At 45.4% G+C, this 25711-nt stretch carries 22 protein-coding genes and 1 riboswitch; of the genes, 5 read left to right on the forward strand and 17 right to left on the reverse strand.

Annotated features, from left to right (window positions below; translation table 11 throughout):
• The first annotated feature begins 79 nt into the window (after window positions 1–79).
• The gene (locus H6G03_RS15835; protein WP_206756634.1) at window positions 80–253 is read left to right on the forward strand and encodes a hypothetical protein; all 174 of its coding nucleotides are present in this window, start codon (window positions 80–82) and stop codon (window positions 251–253) included.
• Window positions 254–276: 23 nt separating this feature from the next.
• On the opposite strand, the gene H6G03_RS15840 is transcribed toward H6G03_RS15835, so the two are convergent.
• The 4 genes from H6G03_RS15840 to H6G03_RS15855 form a co-directional block, all read right to left on the reverse strand.
• Window positions 277–906, reverse strand: a complete 630-nt coding sequence (locus H6G03_RS15840) for a hypothetical protein (RefSeq protein ID WP_199315313.1) — start codon at window positions 904–906, stop codon at window positions 277–279.
• A gap of 158 nt (window positions 907–1064) precedes the next feature.
• A complete protein-coding gene (gene thiD / locus H6G03_RS15845; protein ID WP_190465335.1) occupies window positions 1065–1895 on the reverse strand; it encodes a bifunctional hydroxymethylpyrimidine kinase/phosphomethylpyrimidine kinase in 831 nt (276 codons plus the stop codon).
• Between the two features lie 78 nt (window positions 1896–1973).
• Complete coding sequence (gene ftsZ / locus H6G03_RS15850) at window positions 1974–3248, reverse strand: cell division protein FtsZ (RefSeq protein ID WP_190465336.1); 1275 nt, start codon at window positions 3246–3248, stop codon at window positions 1974–1976.
• 187 nt (window positions 3249–3435) lie between these two features.
• Window positions 3436–4305, reverse strand: a complete 870-nt coding sequence (locus H6G03_RS15855) for a cell division protein FtsQ/DivIB (protein WP_190465337.1) — start codon at window positions 4303–4305, stop codon at window positions 3436–3438.
• Window positions 4306–4757: 452 nt separating this feature from the next.
• Here H6G03_RS15855 and H6G03_RS15860 point away from each other — a divergent pair, with 452 nt between their 5' ends.
• Window positions 4758–6086: a P-loop NTPase fold protein gene (locus tag H6G03_RS15860; RefSeq protein ID WP_190465338.1), complete on the forward strand. Its 1329-nt coding sequence runs from the start codon at window positions 4758–4760 to the stop codon at window positions 6084–6086.
• Between the two features lie 3 nt (window positions 6087–6089).
• The gene (locus H6G03_RS15865) at window positions 6090–9431 is read left to right on the forward strand and encodes an nSTAND1 domain-containing NTPase (RefSeq protein WP_190465339.1); all 3342 of its coding nucleotides are present in this window, start codon (window positions 6090–6092) and stop codon (window positions 9429–9431) included.
• Between the two features lie 160 nt (window positions 9432–9591).
• On the opposite strand, the gene H6G03_RS15870 is transcribed toward H6G03_RS15865, so the two are convergent.
• Window positions 9592–10068, reverse strand: a complete 477-nt coding sequence (locus H6G03_RS15870; RefSeq protein WP_190465340.1) for an orange carotenoid protein N-terminal domain-containing protein — start codon at window positions 10066–10068, stop codon at window positions 9592–9594.
• 133 nt (window positions 10069–10201) lie between these two features.
• Window positions 10202–11641, reverse strand: a complete 1440-nt coding sequence (locus H6G03_RS38075) for an NB-ARC domain-containing protein (protein WP_242060410.1) — start codon at window positions 11639–11641, stop codon at window positions 10202–10204.
• A 121-nt stretch (window positions 11642–11762) separates the two neighbouring features.
• Here H6G03_RS38075 and H6G03_RS15880 point away from each other — a divergent pair, with 121 nt between their 5' ends.
• Window positions 11763–12107, forward strand: coding sequence for a hypothetical protein (locus tag H6G03_RS15880; RefSeq protein ID WP_190465341.1), 345 nt, complete (start codon window positions 11763–11765; stop codon window positions 12105–12107).
• Between the two features lie 171 nt (window positions 12108–12278).
• A complete protein-coding gene (locus H6G03_RS15885; protein WP_190465342.1) occupies window positions 12279–12440 on the forward strand; it encodes a hypothetical protein in 162 nt (53 codons plus the stop codon).
• 78 nt (window positions 12441–12518) lie between these two features.
• On the opposite strand, the gene H6G03_RS15890 is transcribed toward H6G03_RS15885, so the two are convergent.
• From H6G03_RS15890 to nifJ, 11 genes are all read right to left on the reverse strand, one after another.
• Complete coding sequence (locus tag H6G03_RS15890; RefSeq protein ID WP_190465343.1) at window positions 12519–12911, reverse strand: aspartyl protease family protein; 393 nt, start codon at window positions 12909–12911, stop codon at window positions 12519–12521.
• On the reverse strand, window positions 12904–13122 hold the full coding sequence (locus H6G03_RS15895) for a hypothetical protein (RefSeq protein ID WP_190465344.1): 219 nt from the start codon (window positions 13120–13122) through the stop codon (window positions 12904–12906). The genes H6G03_RS15890 and H6G03_RS15895 overlap by 8 nt, the downstream gene beginning before the upstream one ends.
• Window positions 13123–13325: 203 nt before the next feature.
• On the reverse strand, window positions 13326–13592 hold the full coding sequence (locus H6G03_RS15900) for a BrnA antitoxin family protein (RefSeq protein WP_190465345.1): 267 nt from the start codon (window positions 13590–13592) through the stop codon (window positions 13326–13328).
• A 327-nt stretch (window positions 13593–13919) separates the two neighbouring features.
• Complete coding sequence (gene cobW / locus H6G03_RS15905; protein ID WP_190465346.1) at window positions 13920–14960, reverse strand: cobalamin biosynthesis protein CobW; 1041 nt, start codon at window positions 14958–14960, stop codon at window positions 13920–13922.
• 90 nt (window positions 14961–15050) lie between these two features.
• On the reverse strand, window positions 15051–15434 hold the full coding sequence (locus H6G03_RS15910; protein WP_190465347.1) for a DUF1636 domain-containing protein: 384 nt from the start codon (window positions 15432–15434) through the stop codon (window positions 15051–15053).
• A gap of 12 nt (window positions 15435–15446) precedes the next feature.
• The gene (locus H6G03_RS15915; RefSeq protein ID WP_199315314.1) at window positions 15447–16604 is read right to left on the reverse strand and encodes a hypothetical protein; all 1158 of its coding nucleotides are present in this window, start codon (window positions 16602–16604) and stop codon (window positions 15447–15449) included.
• A gap of 112 nt (window positions 16605–16716) precedes the next feature.
• Window positions 16717–16953, reverse strand: a complete 237-nt coding sequence (locus H6G03_RS15920) for a CbtB-domain containing protein (RefSeq protein ID WP_242056922.1) — start codon at window positions 16951–16953, stop codon at window positions 16717–16719.
• Window positions 16928–17077, reverse strand: a riboswitch (cobalamin riboswitch). It overlaps the preceding gene by 26 nt.
• A 39-nt stretch (window positions 17078–17116) precedes the next feature.
• Entirely contained in the window at window positions 17117–19714 is a 2598-nt protein-coding gene (locus H6G03_RS15925; RefSeq protein WP_190465348.1) for a diguanylate cyclase domain-containing protein, read from the reverse strand.
• 358 nt (window positions 19715–20072) lie between these two features.
• The gene (locus H6G03_RS15930) at window positions 20073–21083 is read right to left on the reverse strand and encodes a dihydroorotate dehydrogenase-like protein (protein ID WP_190465349.1); all 1011 of its coding nucleotides are present in this window, start codon (window positions 21081–21083) and stop codon (window positions 20073–20075) included.
• Between the two features lie 100 nt (window positions 21084–21183).
• Entirely contained in the window at window positions 21184–21813 is a 630-nt protein-coding gene (locus H6G03_RS15935; protein ID WP_190465350.1) for a 4Fe-4S single cluster domain-containing protein, read from the reverse strand.
• Window positions 21814–21927: 114 nt separating this feature from the next.
• Window positions 21928–25629 (reverse strand): pyruvate:ferredoxin (flavodoxin) oxidoreductase, encoded by a 3702-nt coding sequence (nifJ, locus tag H6G03_RS15940; RefSeq protein WP_190465351.1) that lies wholly within the window; start codon window positions 25627–25629, stop codon window positions 21928–21930.
• Window positions 25630–25711 lie beyond the last annotated feature (82 nt).

Here is a 25711-nt window from a genome sequence, read left to right on the forward strand (position 1 = left end):
GCAGATATTCCTTTTACCGGTGGTGGTGCTGTCAGAAGGAGGCGACCAACCGGTATTATTAAGAAAGGCTATTAGAAATGTGGTTGAGTCTTGTGCAAAAAGCGATCGACTTTCAGATTCAGCGAAGCAGTTGCATGAAAAGCTCGACAAAATGCTGACAGAAAGTAATGCTTCCGAAATTTACACTTTTATTGAATTACTGGATGCACTGGGTTTTCGAGTCGCGATCGCACTCAAAGATCCTGAGTCCTAAATGCGATCGCCTCTTTTACCAGTTTATCGCTTCGGTAATAGCGGACGCATAATTAAATAACCGGCACCGAACGCCGTTACCACAATCATAACGATCGCCAACGTCAACCACCAGCCATTCACCTCAGAGCTTTTTTCTGGCTGGGAACGGCGACGAGGGCGGACTTCCGGCTGTTCGATCACCATTTTTTCTTGAAACGGAGAAACGGCGGGCTCCATATCTGCGAAAATATTAGCAGTGTCAACCGCAGACGCCGAAGGTGTAGCAGGAGGAACCGAGCTGCGGCGGCGAGGCATGGGACGCGCTTCCTGGATGGGCCGAGTTGGTTCGGGCCTTAATTCGGGATGAGTTTCGGGATAGCTGTGGGGAATCTGACTCCAGCCAACGGTTGTGGATGTGTCAGCTGTTTGCTGTAAATGCAGCGCCGCGTGAACAACCTTTTCAATTTCCCGACGCAGCTGTTGATTGTGTTGCGATAGCTGTTGATTTTGGTTGTTCAGCGAGTCTAACATCACCTTAGTTGCTTGCAACTCTGCTGCCAATTCTCGATAGAGCGAAATTGGTACGGAAGGTGAGTAAGCTCCTGGTGCTTGGGGATGATGACCTGCACTCGTATGGGACACCGATTGCTTGGGATTGAAGTTAGATGTCATAAAGCTCACGATCGTTTGAAAAATCCCGCACCTAACGGTCGGGGAGGAAGTAAGACGCTTTACCTAGAATTGCGTCAGACAGAGGCAACCTGTAGAACAACTATGCCTCAGAATAATCCAAATCGGGAAAATCTCACAACATTATTCCCAAATTTTTTTTATCGATCGCCATTTTTCCGTATGAGCGGGAAAAAGTGTCCTACCGGGCCTTGACCTCGACCGATACTCAAAGCGTATAGCAAGGCGTTGCTGACGTAATCCTTTGCCAGTCGGACGGCGGAGCGTAAATCTTTACCCAATGCTAGATTAGCTGCGATCGCTGCTGCCAGAGTGCAACCGGTGCCGTGAGTGTTACTTGTATCAACCATCGCGGCAGTCAAAGTTTCCAGTCGATTTCCATCAAACCAAATATCCACACCGCGCAGACTTCCCGGCATTCCTCCTCCCTTTACCAACACTGCCTGAGCGCCTAGCTTGTGAATGCGCTGTGCTGCTGCCCTCATATCATCGAGGGTATGAATTGGCAAGCCACTTAATATTTGTGCTTCATATCGATTTGGCGTCACCAACATTGCTTGGGGTATCAGCTTTGACTGCAAGCACATTACCGCATCATTGTCAATCAACTGTGCCCCTGTCCGGGAAACCATCACCGGATCGACCACCAAATTATCCAACCCCAAAACTTCTGCGCGATCGGCCACAGCGGCAATGATTTCCCGATTGTGCAACATCCCCGTTTTAGTAGCTTGCACCCCAATATCTGCTACCACCGCCTCAATTTGGGCGATGACAGCCTCTGGTGGGAGAGTGTCAACTCGCGTTACTCCCAAAGTATTCTGAGCCGTCACGCAGGTTATGGCACTGGTGCCGTGGACGCAGTGAAAGGCAAATGTTCGTAAATCCGCTTGAATTCCCGCACCGCCACCGCTATCCGAACCTGCTATCGTCAAAGCTACGGGTACGCTCGATCCGGTTGTTGCCGTCATAGTGAGAATAAGAGTACACCGAGTTTTTCGCAAACAAAAATTAAAAATGAAGCATCCCTCATTTTTAATTTTTAATTTTTAGGTATTTCGGGGGCGTCGTCTTTGCAGAAAATCTGGGATATCTAAGCCGCCTGATTGTTTTTCTTGGCTTTCGGGAGCTGGGGTAGGTTTAACAACTGGTGCTGGTGCGATCGGTCGCTGCGGTTGCACTTTCGCCACCCGCCCTTGCGGAGTGCTTTGCACCTCGCCGCTAAACCCCGTGGCTATTACCGTAATTCTGATTTCGCCTTGCAGCCGTTCGTCGATCACTGCCCCAAAAATAATGTTGGCGTTGGGATCGACCACTTCATAGATAGTTTCTGCCGCAGCATTAACTTCGTGCAAAGTCAAGTCTGTGCCACCCGTAATATTAAACACCACACCTTTGGCTCCATCTACGGAAGCTTCCAGCAATGGAGAGGAAATGGCGGCGATCGCAGCTTCTCTGGCGCGAGATTTGCCCGATCCTACACCAATGCCCATCAAAGCCGAGCCGGCATCGGCCATAATGGCTCTGACATCGGCAAAGTCAACGTTAACCAAACCGGGGATCGTGATGATATCGGAAATCCCCTGCACACCTTGACGGAGAATATCATCTGCCACCCGGAAAGCTTCCTGGACAGGGGTTGTTTCCGGAATTACCGATAAGAGGCGATCGTTGGGAATGATAATCAGCGTATCCACCCGACTTTGCAAAGCCGCAATGCCTTCCTCCGCCTGATTCGTGCGCCGCCTTCCCTCAAATAGAAAAGGTCGGGTCACCACCCCAACTGTTAAGGCTCCCACTTCTTTGGCCGTTTCTGCCACGATTGGTGCTGCACCCGTACCCGTACCACCTCCCATACCGGCGGTGATGAAAACGAGATCCGAATTGCCTACAGCTTGGGCGATTTCGTCGCGAGATTCTTCTGCGGCTTTTTGACCGATGGCGGGATTGCCCCCCGCACCCAAACCTCGCGTCAATTTCTGTCCGATTTGCAATCGTTTCATGGCAGATGATAAGGTCAGAGCTTGGGCATCTGTATTGATCGCCCAAAACTCAACGCCGGCCACATCGCTGGCGATCATACGGTTTACCGCATTGCTACCGCCACCGCCTACACCGATCACCTTTATTTTTGCTACCCGACTTGGCACGATTTCGCTACTTCGAGTTGTTTCGTCAACCATACCTTTGGCATCGCGAACTTGACCGAACTGAAAACCAGAATTCATATACGGATTGTTGGCGTCCATAGTCGGTGCCAAACCCGGTTGTCCCTCTGCTTGGGAACGGTTAAAAGCGAGCCCCTGTTTATTATTAAGCGTCATTGCTTTTCAAAAATAGCTAGTAAACAACTTTTCAATTTTAGGTAGCTCAAGTCAACTATAGGGTAAGTCGGTTGAAAAACCAATCTTAAATGACTTGCCGGATAGTTAGGATGGCAATGCGTTTTTCAAATAGCCTGCCAGGGCGATCGCTGTTGCTCTATTGCCAGCAGCTATCGGCCTAGTAGTCCTAACTCCCTGGTTCTAGCAATTGAATCGCTGGGGCTTCTGGTTTTTTGAGGTCGATATAATCGATCCGGCGTCCATTTAGTTTAGCTGACAAATGTCTCATCCGATCGAGTACTTTGAGTTGCTCCCCCAACTGGGAACTGTATGGCCCCATATGTACTACACCCAATTCAGTTTTCAAGATTAAGTTTTCTGGGTCTTGCCAGTCAATCTCAGAAACTTTCACTGGTGAGCGACGAACTACTTGATAAACTTTAGACCAGTATGGCAGATACCGATCTCGAGAACCGATGATTTTGAGCGTAGGCAAAGGAAAAGATTTTTCTATGCTGGTGTAACTTTTGATCGATATCCAGGCACCCTTTTCATCCAGCAACCCTACCGTTGATTGTTGGGATGGACTTTTTCCCTCTTTTGCCACTGCCAAAAAATTGCACCCAACTTGTTTGCAGACATTAGCGTAGTGTCCGCTCAGCGCGATCGCTACTGGCTGTCTTTCCTGGACTTGCACCGTCAACCCTGGTGGAAATAGCTGCCGGGTAACTGTTGCTTTCGCAATCAGGGATTGCTTAGACTCCAGCTTTTCGGCAATCTCTTGCGGTTCGATCCGCAGCAAAGACTGGGGATAGGTTAAGGATAACAAAGACCGAATCGTGCGATCGGAAAGAAGTTGATTTCCCTGAATATCTATCTGCTCTGCTTCCTGTATTGTCCATACGGGTTGGCTGCTTCCCCAGACTAAGCCTCCTGCTAAACCGCATAGCGCTAAAGTTCGCCAAATTTCATGCACTACTTGGCGACGACGAAGCCGACGCAAGCTTTGCCGTCGTTGGCTCAGGTCTGATGGCGAGACTGCGATGATGCTAGTCATTCTGCTATATCCCTCTAATCTGTGATGTAATGCGACTGGTTAGTTGAGTGTGCTTAAGCCTTCCAGAGAAATTGCTTACTATTTTTTCAAATCCTAAAGACAACCGCCGATTATTATACATAACAGCTGATTTTTCCCAGTTAAATTCTGAGAATCCGGAACCCCTTGACAATTGGCACGCAAAGCGTTGTAGCGCAAGACAAAAGAATCGAAATTGGCAAAAATCGTTTTAAGCAAATATTTAGGAGACTAACTTCCCGATTTTAAGCCGGAAGGGACTGTAAAAATGATTTGAGGAGCTTTGATTTCCCTTTCTTCCTCTCCCTGCACCGTTTTATTCGATGGGCGGGTTGAGATCCTTGATATTTGAGCGAGCTGTCTGGAGAGTAATTCCTCTGTTGACGGTCGGGAGTGTTGGATAGGGACGAGTGCGATCGCATTGAGTAAACAATATGTTAGATTTTCCTAGATTTTTTAAGGCTTGCAATCCCAGCCGAACGCTTATAGTCGGGAATGCGGAGGATCGACAGTATTATATTGATTTTGCCAGTGTGCGCGGTGGCAAGATCATTGAGGAATTAGAACGAACCATCACCCGCATTTCACCGGATGAACCAACTTGCCAGCTATTTACCGGGCACATTGGCTGCGGTAAGTCCACGGAACTGCAACGGTTAAGGACAGAGTTGGAACAGCAAGGACTTCATGTAGTTTACTTTGAATCCAGCCAAGACTTAGATATGGCGGATGTTGATATTACAGATATCCTGCTGGCGATCGCTCGTCAAGTCAGTGCTAGCTTAGAAGCGATCGGGATTAAGCTCAAACCCACCTACTTTGTCAACCTGTTTCAGGAAATGGTCGATTTCTTGCAAACACCGATCGATCTTGGCGCACAAGCAGAACTATCGCTGGGGATCGGCAAGATTACTGCCAAAACGCAAGCTGCTCCCAAACTCCGCCATCAGTTAAGGCAATATCTAGAACCCCGCACCAATAGTATATTGCAATCGATCAACGAAGAGCTGCTCTCCCGCGCTATCTCGGAACTGAAGCGGCGCGGCAAAAAAGGACTGGTGGTGATTATCGATAACTTGGATCGGGTAGATATGCGACCTGTGACTGCTAGCGGTCGATCGCAACCGGAGTATCTGTTTATCGACAGAGGCGAACAGTTGCAAAAGCTCAATTGTCACGTAGTTTACACCATTCCCTTATCGTTAATTTTCTCGAATGATTATGAAACTCTCAAGAATCGCTTGGGGGGTGGTTTGGCTCCCAAAGTTCTGCCAATGGTGCAGGTAAAATTGCGAGATGGGCAAGATTGTCCGGACGGGATGGCGCTGTTGCGACAGCTGGTACTCGCTAGAGCATTTCCCGAATTGGAGAGAGATATGCGACTCAACGCCATCTCCGAGATTTTCGACAGTCCCCAGACCTTAGATCGATTGTGCCGTATCAGTGGCGGTCATGTGCGAAACTTGTTGGGGCTGCTCTATAGCTGTCTCCAACGAGAAGACCCACCGATTTCCCGCGAATGCTTGGAAACTGTGATTACAAGGAATCGGGATGACTTATTATTGGCGATCGACGAAAGCGAGTGGGACTTGCTGTTGCAAGTGGTACAATTTTCCAGTATCCGAAGCGAAATAGAATACCAAACTTTGCTGCGAAGTATGTTTATATTTGAATACCGGGATTCTGTCGGTCGCTGGTTTGGGATCAATCCTGCTTTGGCAGAAACTGAAAAGTATAAATCTTGGCAGCAGCAAAAAACTTGAGTCATGGTTGACCCGCATCGGGAAGAATACTTTCACTCCCATAACGAGCGTTCGTTGCAAACTTTGGCACGGGCGCTCGTGCTTTCTCAGGGAGAATTTGAGCTAATTTTAGTGTTATGCAATTACGCACGCTTGCGAGCAGAAACAGTCCGCAATTTCAGGCAGCGATGTAGCGTTAAAATGTGCGAGTTGGTTTTACCGAAGTCTGTTACGCAATTGCACGGGACTATTCTGGGAACAGTTTCTGAGCAGTTTCCACAAGCTCTGATGGTTTTGGGTTTGGAATCTGCGATCGCTCTCGACGATTTGCTAGTTTCTACGAATAGAATGCGGGATCAGTTCTGCCAAAATTTTCCTTTCCCACTGGTGTTGTGGGTGACAGATATGGTACTCCACAAACTGACGCGATTGGCACCGGATTTCAAGAGTTTTGCCGCTCCGACAATTAAGTTTGAAATGCCTACACAGCAGTTAATTGACTTTCTCCGGACAGAGGCTGATTCTTTATTTGCTAGGGTTTTACAGACCGCCGATAATGCTTCTGCCTATAGTTCTTTCGACTGGGCAACTTCTACACACCGCCAAGAACTCGATGATGCTCTTTCCGATTTGCAAAGCCGTGGTGTTAGTTTAGACCCCGATCTAGAAGCCAGTTTGGCTTTTCTGCGAGGTCGCGAGGCTTTTATTAATGATGATATGGAGCGATCGCGTCAACTTTATGAGCAGAGTCTCGCTTTTTGGCAACAAGGGGAGAGCGCGGAAGTCAAAAGTCAAAATTCCTCCTCTTCGCCACTCCCCGACTTAGTTTATCGAGAACGCCAAGGCTGTCTGCTATTCTATCTGGGTGTTTGGTGGCTCAGATATGCAGTTTTGCATCGCTCCCAATATGCAGATGCTAGTTCTCAAGCGCGGGATCTCCTTGAGCAATGTATCGATATGTTTGAACAACTGTCACGTCGGGATGTGGTCGCGAAATTTATCAATGCTTTGGGAGAGGCGTACAAACGACTACAGCAGTGGGATCTGCTAGAAATGGTTGCTACAAAGTCGCGGGATATCCATCAAATCTATCCGGATTTTACGAGATTGGCACAAGCTTACGGCTTTTTAGCAGAAGTGGCGCTGTCTAAATCGGCTTGGCATTTAGCAAAGGAACGCGCAGAAACAGCTATACAAATTATTTTGAATGCCCAAGAGTCAGAATCGGTTGCCAATGTCGAGCCATTGGGGCCAAACTTAGATTGGGTGAAAAGATGGCATAAAAGTTGGTATTTGTTGTTGCTGGGACGATCGCTTTCGTGTTTGGGGCAGGTAAGCGAAGCAATCGAAAAATTGGAAACGGCTAAGGCTGAAAGCGATCGGCGATACGCTCCGCAATTGTATATCGAGATATTGGAGAAGTTGCGCGAACTCTACTTCCAGGAAGGTCGTTATTTAGAAGCCTTTAGACTCAAGCAAGAACAAAGCTCGATCGAGCATCAGTACGCTTTTCGCGCTTTTATCGGTGCGGGATGCTTGCAACCGCAGCGACAAGCACTCAATCCAGTCCGCAAGCCATTTGAGCAGGGGGTAACTGTAGCGGCGGAAATCATTGCGCTGCGCTGGCAAGATGTGACTCACTTGATCGATCGCCTCAGCCGTAGCGATCGCAAACTAATAGTTATTCACGGTGAGCCAGGTGTTGGGAAAACTTCTTTGATAAAAGCTGGCTTAGTACCGCTATTGAAGCAAAGACTTATGGAAGATCCGGCTCCAACTAGATCTGGGTTTAAATCGGAGCGAATTGCTTTGCCTGTGGTGCTATCAAATTATACCGATTGGGTTATCGGTTTGGGTCGATTGTTAACAGAAGGGCTCCAAGAAATTAAATTAGCAAATAGGGCTGTTGCTGTTGAATCTCTTCAGATACTAGATTCTGTAGAAGCGATTGCAGAACAATTGCGAATTAATAGCGATCGGCATCTGTTAAACGTGCTGATTTTTGACCAGTTTGAGCAATTCTTTTGCGTTTGCAGCCATCCTGTCGAACGGCGGCGGTTTTATGATTTTTTGCGCCTTTGCCTAAATCTTCCCTTTGTGAAAATCCTTCTATCAATGCGGGAAGATTATTTGCATTATTTGTTGGAGTGGGATCGGATTGCCAACCTGGATGTTATCAACAATAACATTCTAGATAAGGATATGCGCTACTACTTGGAAAAGTTTTCTTCAGTCGATGCACAGTTAGCGATCGAACGCCTCACTGCACGCGCCCAGCTTCAGTTAGAAACTGCTTTGATAGAGGAGTTGTTGCAAGATTTTGCTGATGAAAGAGGCTTAGTTCGTCCGAGCGAATTGCAGATGATAGGATCTAGATTGGAAGCAGAAAGAATTACAACGCTGGCACAATATCGACAATTTGGATCTAAAGAAAAACTGGTTGAGCTATTTCTAGATTGCGCTATCAGAGATTGCGGTACGCCTAACGAACAAGTGGCGCGATTAGTTTTGTATTCGCTTACAGATGATAACGGTAATTGTCTGCGTAAGACTCGTGCTGAGTTGGTAGCTGCATTAAAAATCATCGGCTTAGAGGTAGAGGCAGAAAAAATTGACTTAGTGCTAACAGTTTTAGTGGGTGTGGGTTTGGTGTTTTTGCAGCCAGAAGTGCCAGCCGATCGCTATCAACTAATTTACGGGTATCTGCTACCTTTTATCCGCCAAGAACAGGTATCATTGATTGTGGAACAATTAAGAAGAGAAAGAGCTAGACAAAGATTTGCAGAAGAACAGTTAAGATTTGTCGAACAAGCAAATCAAATATTAATTGCAGCTCAACAAAAAGCCAAACAAATCATTCGTCGAGGCTTTGTTGGATTGGCTTTGATATCGGTAATTGCAGCAGCGGTAACGATACTGGCAGGTTTCTTTGGGCGAAAAGCAGAATGGCAAAGGCAACTAGCAGAAAGAAAAGAAATTGAGGCGCTAAATACGGTGTCGGAAGCTCGACTTCTTTCTCGCGATCGCGTGGGAGCATTAGTAGCTAGTGTTAAAGCTGGCAAAAAATTACAGGAGATTGAAGAACCGCCCGATCTCAAGTTATTGACTGTAATTAGACTGCATGAAGCGCTCTATTCAGATAAAGATTGCGAGCGATTAGAAGGTGGCAATACTATCAAGAAATTTAATTTTAGTCCTGATGGTCAAACAACAGAGTATCTGTGGCATTTAGACAAAAAACAAATCGAAATCAAGCTAGATGAGCTATTACTGAGCGGTTGCGATCGCTTGCGGGATTATCTGCAAACTAATCCTCATGTTTACGAGAGCGATCGCCAACTTTGTGCTGCTACTCCCCATCGTTAATCAGAGAAACCGGGTTTTTCTAAAAAACCCGGTTTCTGAAACTATTAGATTCGTAGGTTGGGTTGAGAAACCCAACATTTGCGTTTGGTTTCCCTTCCCTCAACTCAACCTATAAAAAATGACGAAGGTATCGTCTAAAAAACCTGGTTTCTTGCAATTATTAGATAGAGCTACCCGCAGCTTCAGCACCCATTTCTAACACTGCACCGCGCAAGAAATCAATTTGCTCTTGAAATCTCATTCCTTCAATCTTCGCCAGCAACTCTTGACCGGCTTGGGGAAGTTGATATTCGGGAGGTACGGGAATGATAGTTTTGTTGTCCATACCTTGAGCTAAATAGTACCAAAAAGCCAACTTAGTTTCAGGACTCAAAGAGCCATATTGGCGGCTAATTTGAGTATTCTTTCTAGCAGCAATATCGCGTTGAACTTGCAGCTGTTGGTCAAAGGGAAGTACCTTTACTTGCTCGAACAATCCCTGAGCAATTTCAGACCCAGAAGCGCCGGGAGCAGCTGGAGTAATTGATTTGCCTATTTTGGTGTAAACAAACCACAATAAACCGAGTTGATCGTCTACACTCAAGCTTTTTAAAGCTTCTTTACCTCGATCGTAAGCGCTCACATTTGTTGTTGTCATACCTATGCAATCCCGTTGATTTGTTAACTCACATTTACATAGTGAAACAAACGGTTACGTGCTTACCCCTACAAGAGGGTAGAGAATTGCCTGGGGATCTGGGGATCGCAAATTATACTCAGGGTAGATGTACTTAGGCTATATCGGCAAAGTGGGATCGCACATACGCTTCTAAAGTGCGATCGAGCCTTAAGGAGCCATCCCGATTATCTTCTAAAAAACAACGTCTTTTGAGCGATCGTATGGCATTTAATATTATCTCTGGTGTATAATGATCGGACATTTTCTGTAAAACTTCCACCAAAGTAACAGATTTTTCTTGTTTAGCTAAATAATTAACAAGCTGCTTTTCCGATTCAGTTAACCTTCCCCATACCCGACTTAGTTGAGAGACAATTTCATTACTTAATATCAATGACGGATAAGATAAAAATTCTGCGATACTTCCAGCAAATAACTCTTGAATCATCGTCGCTGTCATTTCTAACCATAAAGGATGACCGCAATACTTTTCAATCAATGTATCCCATATCTCCTCATCTGACAACTCTTTATCCTTTAAAATTTGTTTAGCGGAATCTCCCAAACCTGCGAGTTTCAAACAACGGGTGAATTTATACCGACTTGCGTTCGCGCAGCGTGCCGGATGGCATATCGCATCTTCTGGTTGTTCGCTAGTAATCAACAACAAACTACTTGCATGAGACAATTCAGCAATTTGTTTAAATAACAGATAATATCCCTCAAATTCGGCTCGATATTGACCTGCAAATTCTCCTGTTTCAAATAACATCTGCAAGTCATCTATAATAATCAAACATCGATGTTTGCGTAAAAATTTAAGCAATAAATCGACTTGGCGATCGAGCGTATTGGGAACAGCAGCAGCAGAGACAAAGCTTTGCAGTAAGTCAGTTAAAAAACTATCTATATCTGGAGAATATCGAAGACTGCGATAAACAATATATTCAAATTGCGTTTTGATTTCTTCAATTAGTTTAATCGCCAGCGTCGTTTTACCAATTCCTATCATACCAATTAAGGTAACGATGCGGATACGATCTTGAATTAACCAGCTTTTTAAACTGTTTAGTTCTTCATAACGTCCGTAAAAGGCGGTAATTTCTGGGGCATTATCTATATCTAAATGGTGTTTTTCAGTTGGTTTGGATAGCGGAGAAGGTTTAGGTACTCTCTTTCGTTTTGAACAAATACTTACTTGATGAATACTAATAAAATCGCCAATGGCAGAAACACTATTCGATATAATAATTTTTTCTAAAACATTCCGCACATTTAATTTATTAACATCTTCCCCTAAAGTTTCCGACAACTTTTGCCATAATTCCGATGCAGTATCTCGAACATGACCTTCACTTAAATGGTTTTCTGAAGCAATTTTGGCATATTTCTGACCTTGTAAAGTTCCTTTAAGAATTGTTTCTTGCAGAGAGTCCAGACGATCGCCTGTATGTGTGAAAAGCAGTTCATCAGCGAGTTTCAAGACTTCTGCAATATCCATAGATTGGTCAGATGGGTCGGTTTTTCCGATCTTATCCGATCTTTCCGACATTTTTCCGACATTTTGGCAACTTTTTGGGGAAAAGTTCCGACACGATCCGACTGACAGAGCGATCGGGCTTGCGGTTTGATGGAAAAGATAAAGAATTCATCCTTAAGGAGGATTGATTCAAATGCGTAATGTTAACAAAGCAGCCGTTTTGACTGCTTTGAGTACTGTGTTAGGATTTGTGCCACTGGCTGTTAATGCTCAAGCTATTGCACCTAATCAAGTTGTTATTTGTAGCCATACAGGTGTTACAGAAAGAATAACCTTTAGACTTAACGGTAAGCTCGAGGCTTTAACTCCTAGTCAATGTCGTACTTTTTCTGGTGCTTCTACCTTTCTTTTTTATACTGAATATGGTCGCCAGCCTCGATACATACTTGAGCGTCAATTAAGTGGTGGAGGAAGGTATAATGTTACTCGTACATCGGGACGCTATGAAGTGGAACCAGTTAGGCTGGAGCGGACATAGGTTATTGGTCGAGATTTTCCGAGTGGTTAAAACTAATCTCAACATTAGATGATGGTTTTATAGGGAAAGCAAATAATTCAGTCCGTAGGGTGCGTCAGACAATCAAACTATGGATTAGTTAATTAACTTAAAAATCTGACGCACCCTACCCACTCAGCAGACACGATCGAGATGAGAGTAAAAGATGCGATAAGTGCTGACACACAGGCTACGCCAACGCACTTTACCTTTTTTCACCGACAGGCGATCGCACTCTTTATGTGGATGCGATCGCCGCTTACTTTTTTACTGAGAGGCGATCGCGTTTCAATTAGTTTTGTGAGGGTGTGTTAGAAAAACATAACATACCCTATTTTTGTAAAGAGATTTGGAGTAGTAAAACCGCCGATCAAAGAGCAACATCGACGCTTATTAGAAGCGGATAATCTCGATCGTGCATCGCGATCGCTGAAAACAAACATCAAATTCTCGAAAGAAATTCGTTTGCCCAAGAATTAAAGGCACCTGAGAGGATTGTGCCCAGGCAAATGCTAGACGAACTGCTTCTAGATTCCCAATTTGAACATACACAAATACACCCCGCGCTTCAACCTTTGCAAGATTTCCTGCCAATGGTAAGCGGACAGTTTGTTCCTCCCAAATGACACCCAATTGCAGCCCGATGTCATAAGGTAATAGGTTGACCGCAGACCCAGTATCTAGCAGTGCATTCGCGGAGACAGAGAAGCCTGCATGACTCAGAGTGATGGGAATTGTGGGTAATGCTTCATCGTCAGAAAAGGGAAACTCGATTTTACTAGGCATGAGTAGATGTCTCTTGGTCATCCCGAATCATCTGCATCAGAATGTTTGCCGCTTCCGTTGCGTCGTAGGGCGACCAAACTGGATACTCTGATGCAGAAAAGATAACTTGTAATTCAGCCTTTGGGATTTGCACGGCTAGGAGTTTGAAGAGAGATAATTTGTCTGACTGGCTCAGATTGTTCACCAAAGGAATTAACTCAGCGAGAGACATGGTTTAAACTCCCAGACATAGGATAATACATTTATCATAAGCAATCTGTGAGAGACAGACACGATCGAGACGAGGCTGAAAAATGCGATAAGTGCTGACACACAGGCTACGGGATATCCCGTTAGGCAGGCTACGCCAACGCACTTTATCTTTTTTCACCGATAGAGCGATCGCGCCTCACTTCTGTGCATCATAATTACCTGTCATACCGAAAGTTTAAGCAAAGCTTCATTAATAATAGTTTGATAACCAACTCCTCGTTTTTCTGCTTCCGCTTTTGCCCAAGCAATCACTTGAGGATGAAGTCGAATTGATACTGCTTGATATTTTTCTGTTTCATTTTTTGGCGGTCTTCCAACTCTAGAATAATTGATGCCAAACTGCTCTTGAATAGCAGTTTCAGCCGCCATCACTTCTTCTGGGGTAATTCGTCTTGCTTTTTCAAAGGGAAATTCAACTTTCTTCGGCATATTGTTGACGCTCTCGTTTTGGGCTCTCCCGTACTTAGTGTGATAAATTTTGCTAATCAATTTGCCGGTTGGCTTGAGCAGAGCGAAGCTCAAGGGTCTAAAACTAATAAGTTAGATTTTGTACTTCTACGAAAGGTATAACGCTTGTATGACAGGCTTTCCAAAGCATTCATTACATTTTATTATCACTTCAAGTACGGAAGAGCCAAAACTGTAAGATCGAAGGCAGCTTTTACTTTGCTAATGGTAGTAAATTGGCTGTACGGCATTTGAAAGGCAAAGAGGAGGGATCGGATTTTTGTTTACCAATTATAATTTGCGATCGCTTCACATTTCCAAAAGCGCTGACTCAATTTGAGTGCGATCGAGGTCGCGACCGATAAATACCAATTTTGTTTGACGCAGTTCGGAACTTTGCCAAGGTCGATCGAAGAAATATTCGATGCGATCGCCTACTCCTTGCAGCACTAACCGCATTGGTTTGTTCGCTACGTCAACAAAACCTTTAATGCGATAAATCTCCAACTTTTCTACCAAATCTTGCAGCTTAGCTACCAATGCTTGCGGTTCAAAATTTTTATCGAAAATAAAGTAAACCGAGTTAATTTCGTCATCGTGATCGTGGTCTTCTTCTTCATCGTGATGACTGGGACGACTTTCTAAATTATCTTCTACAGAAGCATTGAATCCCAAGAGCAATTCTGGACTGATATTTCCCCGATCGCAAGGCACAATTTTCACTGTTTGCGGTAACTGCTGTTTCAGCCAATTTTGTACTTGCGTTTGTGTTTGCGAATCTACTCGATCGACTTTTGTCAAGAGTACCATATCCGCACAAGCCAATTGGTCTTCAAACAGTTCTTCGATCGGCGTTTCGTGATCTAAATTTGGATCGGCTTCTCTTTGCGCGTTTAAAGCGTTGATATCGCTGGCGAGAGTACCAGATGAAATGGCTTCGCAGTCTACCACCGTGACGACACCATCTACTGTAGCACCCGTGCGAATTTCCGGCCACCGAAATGCTTGAATTAACGGTTTCGGTAAAGCCAATCCCGATGTTTCGATCAGGATGCAATCTAGCTTATCTTTTCGCTGCAAAATTTGTTGCATAGTTGGTAAAAATTCTTCCTGTACCGTGCAACAAAGGCAACCGTTTGTGAGTTCTACTATGTTGCTAGCAGGATTTTCTTCCTCATCGCAAACTTGGCACGATCGCAACAATTCTCCGTCTATTCCCAACTCGCCAAATTCATTAACAAGTACAGCTATTCGGCGACCTTGATTATTTTGCAGCATTTGCCGAATCAACGTGGTTTTACCGCTACCCAAGAAACCTGTAATTACAGTAACTGGAATTTTTCCGGCCATAAAACTATCCTAACTCTCAAGAATCTTGTCTTAATTAATCGCTCGAATTAATTGTTTTTGGCGATTGCCGAACTGGCAAAGTATAAAAATCTAACTTCTCGCCTCTGTTAAAGGAGGAATTTTCGCTATTATACCCTTTTTCAGAGGTTCGGGTCGCTCCGACCAAGGTAACGAACCATCAGCTTTAGCATAATATTGGTAGGCGCAGTCCAGGATAGCAGATGCACTATCTCCGACTGGTAAATCGCCAAATAAATAAGTGTATTTTCCTGGTGCAGCAAATGAGATGGTACAGGCATGGCTGCAAGCACTCATACACTTAACTTGCTGAATAGTAAAGTTATCTTTTAAATCCCAGTTTTGATGAAGTTTGTTGAGATTTTCTAGCAATTGTTCGCCGCCACTTTTTCCTTGTGGCTTTCCTTCTTTCCAAACGGTGGCGCAGGTTGTACAAACAAATAAAGTATGTTGCATTTTCAGGTTTAATTATTTTGTTTGAGGATGTGGCAGTCGCAGTCCTATGACTAAGCCTATGGCGATGATGCCTGTAAAGTAAGCGAGAGAAATTAACCGCAGTGACAGGGGAGGCGCGATCCCTTCTACTTCGATCGCTTTAGTCAATTTTAAAGGTGAAGATTTGTTATCGCCATTAATTTTCGGAGAAAATTCTACCTCTACTCGATGAGGTGCGCCATCGAAAAATTGCTGACCCCAAGCAAAGTTTCCCTTAGCATCAGTTTTGCCATTATAAGCAAAAGCTACCCAATTATCTTCTAGCTGAATTGTCTCGATCTGAAAAGCTAAATTGCTAGCTGGTTTGCCTGTTTTAGTGTCAGTTGCTTGGATTTGGTAGTTAGCAAGCTGACCGACTGTGGCGTGACTGTCTCCGGATAGTTCCAGTTTGATTCCCGCATTGATAATAGTTGGTTTTTCCTGTAAGGAAGAATCTTCGTGAGAGTGATGGTGTGAGTGTGTTTGAGATTCTGCGAGTTCGGCGCTGATATTTACAAATAGCAGTGCGGCGATCGCTACTACAGTTAACCCACTCAGCAACAATCGCACCTGTGACGGCGCGATTTCTCCTGGCTGGATTTTTTGTTTTCCTCCGATTACCCAACCACCTGCCAATCCTACCAGCAATAGGATTGCTGCTAAAATAGCAAAATTCCGCCATTTAACCGCATTTTCAGCGACAGAAACGCTCAAGTTTTGCTGAATTGGAGTAAATTCATTGGCAACAACTGGCGTGACATTTACCAATAACTGATATTTTCCTCGAATTGGCAAAATTTGCTGGATTTGCAATTTGCCGTCGGGAGCGATCGTTTCGATATCCAGTAACTTTGTTCCTTCCACGATGGGAAAATCGGTGGCAAACCAGGGATTTTGAGGTGGTGTGAGAATACTGAGGTGAATTCTGGCGTCCTTTAAAGGTTTACCGGATGTATTTAAAGCCTGTAACTTTAGAAGTGCTGGCGATTGAGGTGTTGCAGCTGCCGCCTGAAATGGTAATATTTTGCCAACAGTCGGTTCAGTTGTTAATTGTACTGTTGGTTGAGGATTTTGAGCTACTCCACTGGAACGAAAACAGGCGATCGCCATCAGAGCGATCGCACCTATTAAAAGATGTTTGCTTCTTTTCATTTGTGCTTTGCCGATGATGAGCCGTCACTCAAAACTCGTCTGTCAAAAGTTAATTGTTAGCGGTCTTTTCCTTCTAACCGCTAACATTCGATCGATGACTGATGACTGATGACTAATGACAGCCGACGAGCAAAGTGCTGTGACGCAGAGAATGGAGATTGTTATGTGCAGTTGGGTATGTGGAGAAGTAAACTGTCCAGAGTATCAGAGAAGAAAGGGATAAGTAAAGAGTCGCTTGTACGGGCAACGATAAAGTTAAGTTAATCGCTTTTTTCCGAATCGAAATAGAACGTGCAGTCATCCATACCTCGCAGATGTTTTCAGGAGTGATGTCTAAGTCGGCAGGCATTCTGACTTAGAGACAAAAAGATATTGCCTCATCACAGTTGCGGGACAGTGACGGGCTTTCACCGTTCTTTCCCCGTTACCTCTGACGGCTGCTCCCCGTCAGAACCGACTTGGTTTCGATATTGTATCGTACTGTTTGTACATTGGTAAATAGGATCGTGAATTTAGACATTGTGGGCCACAGTTCGATCGCGTCCTTGTGCTTTTGCTTCATAAAGCGCTTGGTCAGCCGCAGCAATTAGCTGAGCAGGTGAAGATTGATAGTCGGGAATCGTGCTGCCAACTCCCAAACTGAGGGTAATAAACTGGCTTACTTGTGAGTTGGGATGCTCAATTTGCATAGTTGCGACTTTGGCACGGATTTGCTCGGCTACATAAACTGCCCCGGCAGAGTGTGTGTTGGGGAGTATCACGGCAAATTCTTCACCGCCGTAGCGGGCCACCAGATCGGCTGGGCGTCTTGTGGCTTGACGAATAGCTTCCGCCACTTTCTGCAAACAGATATCACCTGCGATATGACCGTATGTGTCGTTGTAAGCTTTGAAAAAGTCTACATCGCAGAGAATCAGCGATAGTGGCTCTCGCTCTCTTACCAGTCGCCGCCACTCTTGATTGAGGTATTCGTCAAAGCGACGGCGATTTGCCACCAAGGTTAATCCATCTGAGGAAGCTAGTTCCAGCAACTGTTGGTTAGCGGCGAGCAACTTTTGGTATAGTTCTGCTTGCTGGAGAGCGATCGCCACCTGTGTGGCCAATTGTTTGAGCAGATCGATTTCCCATTCCTGCCATCGTCTGGCTCGCGAACATTGATGTACCCCCAACAATCCCCAAAGAGAAGGGGCTATGGTAGTGGAAGCATCAGGATTCGCGCTCTGTTTTGGCGTTATTGCACTAGATTCTGAGCGCGAATGCTTCGCCTGTACTGAGTTTTGAGTTACGATATCGTGCGGCTGCTCTGCTGCCTCTGAAAGGACGCCTGTACTAACCAGCCCTTCTGCTGCCCTGGTTTCTTTAAGGATGGGAACTACTAAGTTGGCTCTGACCTGTAAAGGAGCCAGTAGATCGATGCGACACTGACTTATCCCGGAGGTGTAGATATCTTCGATTGCTTCGATGCGACCGTTTTCATATCGATCTAAGTAATTTGCCGCAAAGCATACGTCGTGAATGGTTGTGCCCAGAATAGGAACCCAGCCAGGGCCAACAGATTCTACCGCTATAACGCCACTCCAATCAGGCTGAAAGCGATAGATAATCACTCGATCGGCCTTGAGAAATTGTCGCACTTCGGCAACGGTGGTATTAAGAATTGTATTTATATCTAAAGACTGACGAATTCGCAGGGAGAGAGAGGCGAGGAGACGCTCTCGCGCCATTTGATGCCGAAGTGCCTCTTCCGTCCGCTTGCGATCGGAGATGTCGCGTAAAATCACCGTCCATACGGTTCCTTCTGGGAGATCCAGCTTGGAAATGGAAGCTTCGGCGGGAAACTCGGTTCTATCTTTGCGCCGCAGCCAAATTTCCCGACGCCCTGCCATCTGCTGCCCCCCATCAGCGGGTTTGTACAAGCTAAAAATGTGCTGGCGATGGGCTTTTGTGAAGCCGGGAGGTAAGAGCAAGTCGATTGGCTGCTGCAAAACCTCAGCAGCGGTGTAGCCAAATATTTTTTCTGCACCTTGGTTGAAGAGTTGAACGCACATTTGTTCGTCAACGGAGATAACAGCATCCTGGGCGATATTCAGAATCCCAGCCAAACGACCTTCTGATAAACGCAGGGCTGCTTCCGTTTTTTGATGCTCCGATATTTCTTGTTCCAGTCGCTTGTTGGTCTGCACAAGTTCTGCTGTGCGCTCCTCAATTACTCGCTGCAAAGCTCCTACGGAGGCATCTACTTCGATCGGATCTAGGGCTTGCAGGAGACTGGTTTGGGTAATCACACCGATCAGTTCCCCAGCATCTCCCAAAACTACCAAGCGCCGGATGCGCTGCTGGCGCATTTTTTCGTGAGCGGCGATGAGAGAATCGCTCGATCGAATTGGCAACAGCGGGCTACTCATCACTGTTTCTGCTTTAGTTTTGTAGAAGTCCAATCCCAAGGCTCGAAATTGTAAGATATCCCGCTCTGTGATTATCCCCACTGGGATCGAGGCAGATTGGGGCAACGAACGATCGGCCTCCTGCGTCTCTGTGGATTTCTGTCCTTGAGCATTTTGTACAATTACTACGCTGCTGACACGCTTTTGTGCCATCAGCTGGGTCAGCTGTATTAAGGAGATAGTTGAGGGCGCTTGAATTACCTGAGTTGTCATTACCTCTGTAACTCGTCTTAAGCGCATCCAATCTGCCGGTTGCAGAACTTCTCGAAGGCTTTGATGGGTAATCAGGCCAACTAAAGTACTCTGGTCGTCTACAATTGGCAGATGACGAAATTTTGCTTGACGAAACAGCTTCAGCAGAGTCAAGATATCTTGCGCTTCGGCCTCTTTAAGCGTGAAAGGCTTGTGGGTCATCACCTCTGCGATCGTCACTCCTTCTATAGAGCGCTCTTGGGCTGTAATTTTTACTAGATCTCGCTCTGTAAAAATCCCAATTATGGAAAGGCGATCGTCCGCGCCAATCTGCTGTCGCTCGACCACCAAAACGCAACTGGCTCTGGCCTGACTCATCAGGGCGATGACCTGGTAAACTGGCGAGTCAGGCGTGACTGTTAGAGGGTGGCGATCTATGGCTCGATCGAGTGAAAAAGCAGAGGTAATAAGCATACACCAGAGAGTGTAACGCTTATCAATTTAGAAGGGGAAAGAAAGATACAGGAATTATGGATTTTAAAAGTAGGGCACTTCCCGAACAAGTACGTCCGATCTGGAACCATTGAGAATGATTCCGCTTCCGCATAACTGTCAATGCCAAATATGAAGATACTGACTCTGGCGTACTTGTGGTGGAAAACCCGGTTGTTTGGGCATAGGGTATGGGGCATAGGGTAGAGAAATGCCTTATCCAGCAAGCATTTGAGCTAATAGATAATTTTTACTTATCACCATATGTCCGGGAGAGCCTAACTTACTTAGGACTTACGCAAAGAAACCTATTAATTAACAAATTTCATATTTTATGGCGTTAAATTACGCTATGCACGGGTCGATAAGTTTGGATAGATTTGAGATATTGAGCGCGTTCAAAAGCTGACTCGTCTGGGCAGTTAATTTGACTCATGCTACCGATCATTTGTTGAACAGAATGATATTCGTGTTCTGCCATCCATCCTATCAATTCTTGTTCGATGACTCGAATGTGGTCGATACCATGCCGTAGCAGTACAGAACAAATTTGGCTGATTTTAGCACCAACCATAAGCATTTTTATGACATCTTGACCTTTATGGATGCCGCCAGTTGCGGCAAAATCAAGGTGAATGCGATCGTACAAAATAGCAATCCAGCGCATTGGCAGACGCATATCTTGAGGCGCACTTAAGATTAGGTTCGGTCTAACTTCCAACTCGTCGATGTCGATATCGGGTTGATAAAAACGGTTAAAACATACCAGTGCATCTGCACCTGCTGCTTCCAAACGTTTCGCCATATTTGCCATATTGCTGAAGTATGGACTTAGCTTAACGGCAACTGGAATATTCACTGCGGATTTTACGGTGCTGAGGATATCAATATAATTTTGCTCCACCTGTGTACCTGTCATTTCTATATCGGTGGGAACATAGTAAATATTTAATTCCAATCCATCCGCACCTGCTTGTTCTATTTGCTGAGCGTATTCAGTCCAACCGCCAACTGTTGCACCGTTGAGGCTGGCAATAATGGGAATATTTACCATTTCTTTGGCTTTGCGGATATGATTCAGATATTCATCTGTACCGACATGAAATATTTGCGGTTCGGGAAAATAGGTGAGTGCTTCCGCAAAACTATCTGTACCGTAAGTTAAGTGATGGTGCAATTCGTAACGTTCTTTCTGAATTTGTTCTTCAAATAAAGAATGCAATACGACAGCACCTGCGCCGGCATCTTCCATCCGTTTAACGTTGTCGATGTTTTCTGTTAGGGGTGCGGCAGCGGAGGGAACTAGGGGCGATCGCAGCGTTAATCCCATATAATTTGTGGTTAAATTCATTCTGCTTCCTCCTTTTTATGATGAGTAATTAATCTCGATCTAATTAAAGAGATGAGATTTTAGCGTTCCGTATTTATTAGCTCTCTTATTTTCAAGAGTTTCAATCTTCCCATAAACCCATTTGACCGCGATAACCAGTAATCAGGCGACTGCCATCTTTGAGAATGTGAATTTCCATTTGATCGGAAGCCCAAGTAATTTTGCCTTCAAAAGCAGGATTTAAGATGTAAACTTTTTGATTGCGGGAAGATACTGGCCAATCTGGGGAATTAACCGCTAAAGATTCGAGATAGGGGCCATCGATTAAAATGTCCAGTTGTTCTATTAGCTGTTTAGCGCCTTGCGGTGCATCTTCAGCCAGCAATTGTTTTAAAGTAAATCCGCTAAAAGACATGACATTCAGACCGGCGGCTTTTAATTTTTTGGCTAATAAAGTTAGGGCTGGTGCTTGCCAAAATGGTTCGCCACCGGAAAAAGTGACGCCTTCATTTTGAGGATTGCTTAAAATTTGGTTTGCGAGTTCATCAACGGCGATTAATTGGTTAATTTCAAACGACCAAGATGGAGGATTAAAACAACCGGGACATTCTCGCTTACATCCCTGCACCCAGACGACGGCGCGACGACCGGGGCCATTTACTTCTGACTCGTCAACGTAGCCCATGATATTCAGGAATCCAGGGGGAATTTGTATTGGTGGGGTTTCCAGTTGTTGGGGTTGGTTTGTCATGGTTTTGGGTAATGGGTAATGACTAATAGTGAATAGGAAATAGCAATGAAGAGTCACCAATACAGGTTAAAAATTCTCAGTTTATTAATTATTGATGACTCATCTTTTGCCTGTTTAGCTGCCTTGGTCTTGTGGGCGATCGGAATGACCGTTATGACGGTGATTTGGTTGTAGTTGCCGCGCTGCTAGATATTGATACATTGCCCAGCGATTATGCACATCTTCTTGTGCTTCTTTGAGTAAGCGTTTCGCTTCTTCCGGTTTGCTAAGTGTCAGCATCTTAAAGCGATTTTCGGCATACATATATTGCTCTAGAGGCATTTTTGCCGTGCGACTGTCTAGTTGCAGCGGATTCTTTCCTTCGCTGACCAAATCTGGATTATAGCGATAAAGTATCCAGCTACCGGATTCGACAGCAGCTTTTTGTTGCTGCATTCCAGCAGTCATATTGATACCGTGGGCAATGCAGTGAGAGTAAGCAATAATTAGGGATGGGCCATTGTAAGCTTCGGCTTCTAAAAAGGCTTTGATGGTGTGTTCGTCTCGTGCGCCCATTGCTACAGTTGCTACGTAAACATTGCCGTAGGTCATGGCGATCGCACCCAGGTCTTTTTTCGCAGCAGGTTTACCGGCGGCGGCAAATTTAGCGACTGCTCCCCGTGGAGTAGCTTTCGACATTTGCCCGCCCGTGTTGGAATAAACACCTGTGTCGAGAACGAGTATATTAATGTTGCGACCGCTGGCAATTACGTGGTCTAATCCTCCGTAGCCAATATCGTAAGCCCAACCGTCACCGCCAATAATCCAAACGCTCTTTTTGACTAAATAATCTGCCAGAGATTTGAGATTTTTGATTTGGGATTTGAGATTGGGTTCGAGTTGGGAATTCAGCAGTTCTTCTAAGCGTTGTTTGAGTTGGGCGACGCGATCGCGCTGTTCCCAAATGTCTGCTTCATCGTTTTGTGCGGCACTCAGGATACCGTTGGCAAGTCCTTCGCCTATTTGAGTTGCCAATTTGGTCAGTAACTCAACGGCAAATTGAGTTTGTTTGTCAATGGAAATGCGGAATCCCAATCCGAATTCGGCGTTATCTTCAAACAGAGAATTCGACCAAGCTGGGCCGCGTCCTTCGCTGTTGTGCGTCCAAGGAGTTGTGGGCAAGTTACCGCCGTAGATGGAAGAACATCCGGTGGCGTTGGCAATTACCATGCGATCGCCAAACAATTGACTCACCAATTTCAGATAAGGCGTTTCTCCACAACCAGCACAAGCGCCTGAAAACTCAAACAAAGGTTCTTGCATTTGTTGTTGAGCGATCTTGGTCAATTTCAATTCCCGGCGATCGGGATTCGGTAAACTGAGGAAATAATCCCAATTTGTCCGTTCGTGTTCCCGCAATGGTAATTGCGGTTCCATATTAATCGCTTTCAATTTCGGTTGAGATTTATTTTTCGCCGGACAAACATCGACGCAAACACCGCAACCAGTGCAGTCTTCTGCGGCGACTTGAATGGTGAATTTTAATCCCTTCCAATCGTGGTCTTTCGCATCGGTACTCTTGAAAGTTGCCGGTGCGTTTTCCAGTTGTGCTGGTTCGTAAACTTTACTGCGAATAACGCTGTGAGGACATACCATCACGCACTTGCCGCATTGAACGCAAACATCCGCGTCCCAAACCGGAATTTCTTGGCAGATGTTACGTTTTTCCCATTTCGATGTGCCGCTGGGATAGGAACCATCGATCGGCAAAGCGCTGACTGGCAATTCGTCGCCGCGTTTGGCAATTATTTGACCGAGAACTTCCCGAACGAAGGCGGGGGCGGTATCCGGTACGGGCGATCGCATATTTATTTCGCTATCTACCTTATCTGGCACTTTGACTGCAAAAAGATTGTCCAGACTGTTGTCGATCGCGTTTATATTCATTTGGACAATTTTTTCGCCTTTCTTGCCGTAAGTCTTTTGGACGAACTTCTTAATTTCAGCGATCGCTTCTTCTCGTGGCAGCACCCCAGATAAAGCAAAGAAACACACTTGCATCACTGTATTGATGTGTCCGCCCATGCCGCTTTCTTTGGCAATTTTGGTAGCGTTCGATACGTATAATTTTAGCTTCTTGTTAATGATTTGCTCTTGCACCGAACGCGGCAGGTGGCTCCAAACTTCCTCCGGATCGTAGGGGCTATTCAGCAAGAAAGTAGCACCTGGGATAGCAATATCAAGCATCTCAAATTGTTCCAAAAATCCCCACTGGTGACAGGCAACAAAGTTAGCTTTACCGATCAGATAAGTAGAACGAATAGGATTCGGCCCAAAGCGGAGGTGAGATACTGTTACCGAGCCTGATTTCTTGGAATCGTAAACGAAGTAACCTTGGGCGTAGTTATTAGTTTCTTCGCCGATAATTTTGATCGAGTTTTTATTAGCGCCTACCGTACCGTCGGAACCCAAACCGTAGAAAACGGCTCGCACTACGTTATCTGGTTCGGTGGAGAATTGCGGATCGAATTCTAGACTGGTGTGGCTGACATCATCGTTGATGCCAACGGTGAAATGATTCTTCTTCTCTTGTGGGGTGGGCGTCTGTTGTGGGGTGGGCGTCTCGCCCGCCACTAAATTATCGAATACGGCTTTAACCATCGCTGGCGTAAATTCTTTGGAAGATAAGCCGTAACGTCCGCCCACAATCGATTTTAGATTTAAGATTTTGGATTTGAGATTGGGATCGCTTTGAGCTTCTTGGATCGCGACGACTACATCCAGATATAATGGTTCGCCGCTGGCACCCGGTTCTTTGCAGCGATCTAAAACTGCGATCGCTTTTGTTGTTGCTGGTAAGGATTCGACAAATCGCTTGCTGTCAAATGGGCGATACAATCTGACTTTTACAACGCCCACTTTTTCCGCAGGCGAGACGCCTGCGCCACTGACGCCTGCGCCACTGTTGAGGTAATCTACTGTTTCGTGAACTGCTTCGCAACCGGAACCCATCAAAACAATGACTCGTTCTGCTTCCGGATCGCCGTAATATTCAAATAGCTGATATTGACGCCCGGTTAGTTGGGCGAATCTATCCATTACTTTTTGAGTAATATCCGGACAAGCTTGATAGAAAGGATTGACTGTTTCCCGCGCTTGAAAGTAGACATCGGGGTTTTGGGCTGTACCCCGTACTACTGGACGATCGGGAGTGAGTGCGCGTTCTCGATGAGCGAATATTAGCTCGTCGGGGATAAATCCGCGCAGCTCTTCTGTCATAATTTCTACTTTTTGAACTTCGTGAGAAGTGCGGAAGCCATCAAAGAAATGTACAAAAGGAATGCGCGATTCTAAGGTAGCTGCGGTGGAAATTAAAGCAAAATCGTGGGCTTCTTGCACCGAGGCGGAACACAACATCGCAAAGCCGGTGGCGCGGGCAGCCATAACATCGCTGTGATCGCCAAAAATAGAGAGGGATTGGGCGGCTAGCGATCGCGCTGCTACGTGAAACACTGTCGGCGTCAATTCCCCTGCAATTTTGTACATATTCGGGATCATCAATAACAATCCCTGAGATGCGGTGAATGTGGTAGTTAGCGCCCCTGTTTGCAACGCGCCGTGAACAGCACCGGCAACCCCTCCTTCGCTTTGCATTTCCACCACTGAAGGTACCGTGCCCCAAATATTGGGTTTGTTCTCTGATGTCCACGCATCCGCCCACTCAGCCATCGGTGAAGAAGGGGTGATCGGATAAATGGCAATCACTTCATTGAGGCGGTAGGCAACATAAGCAACTGCTTCGTTACCATCTAGAGTTACATAAGTTTTTTTACTCATTTTCAAACCTTTTGGTAGCTTTATATACTGCTTTCTTGTCAGAATTTCGAGGTGAATTTTATAGTTCTAAATTCTGGCAATT

This window comes from Aerosakkonema funiforme FACHB-1375 (assembly GCF_014696265.1).
GTDB classification, from domain to species: Bacteria; Cyanobacteriota; Cyanobacteriia; order Cyanobacteriales; family Aerosakkonemataceae; genus Aerosakkonema; species Aerosakkonema funiforme_A.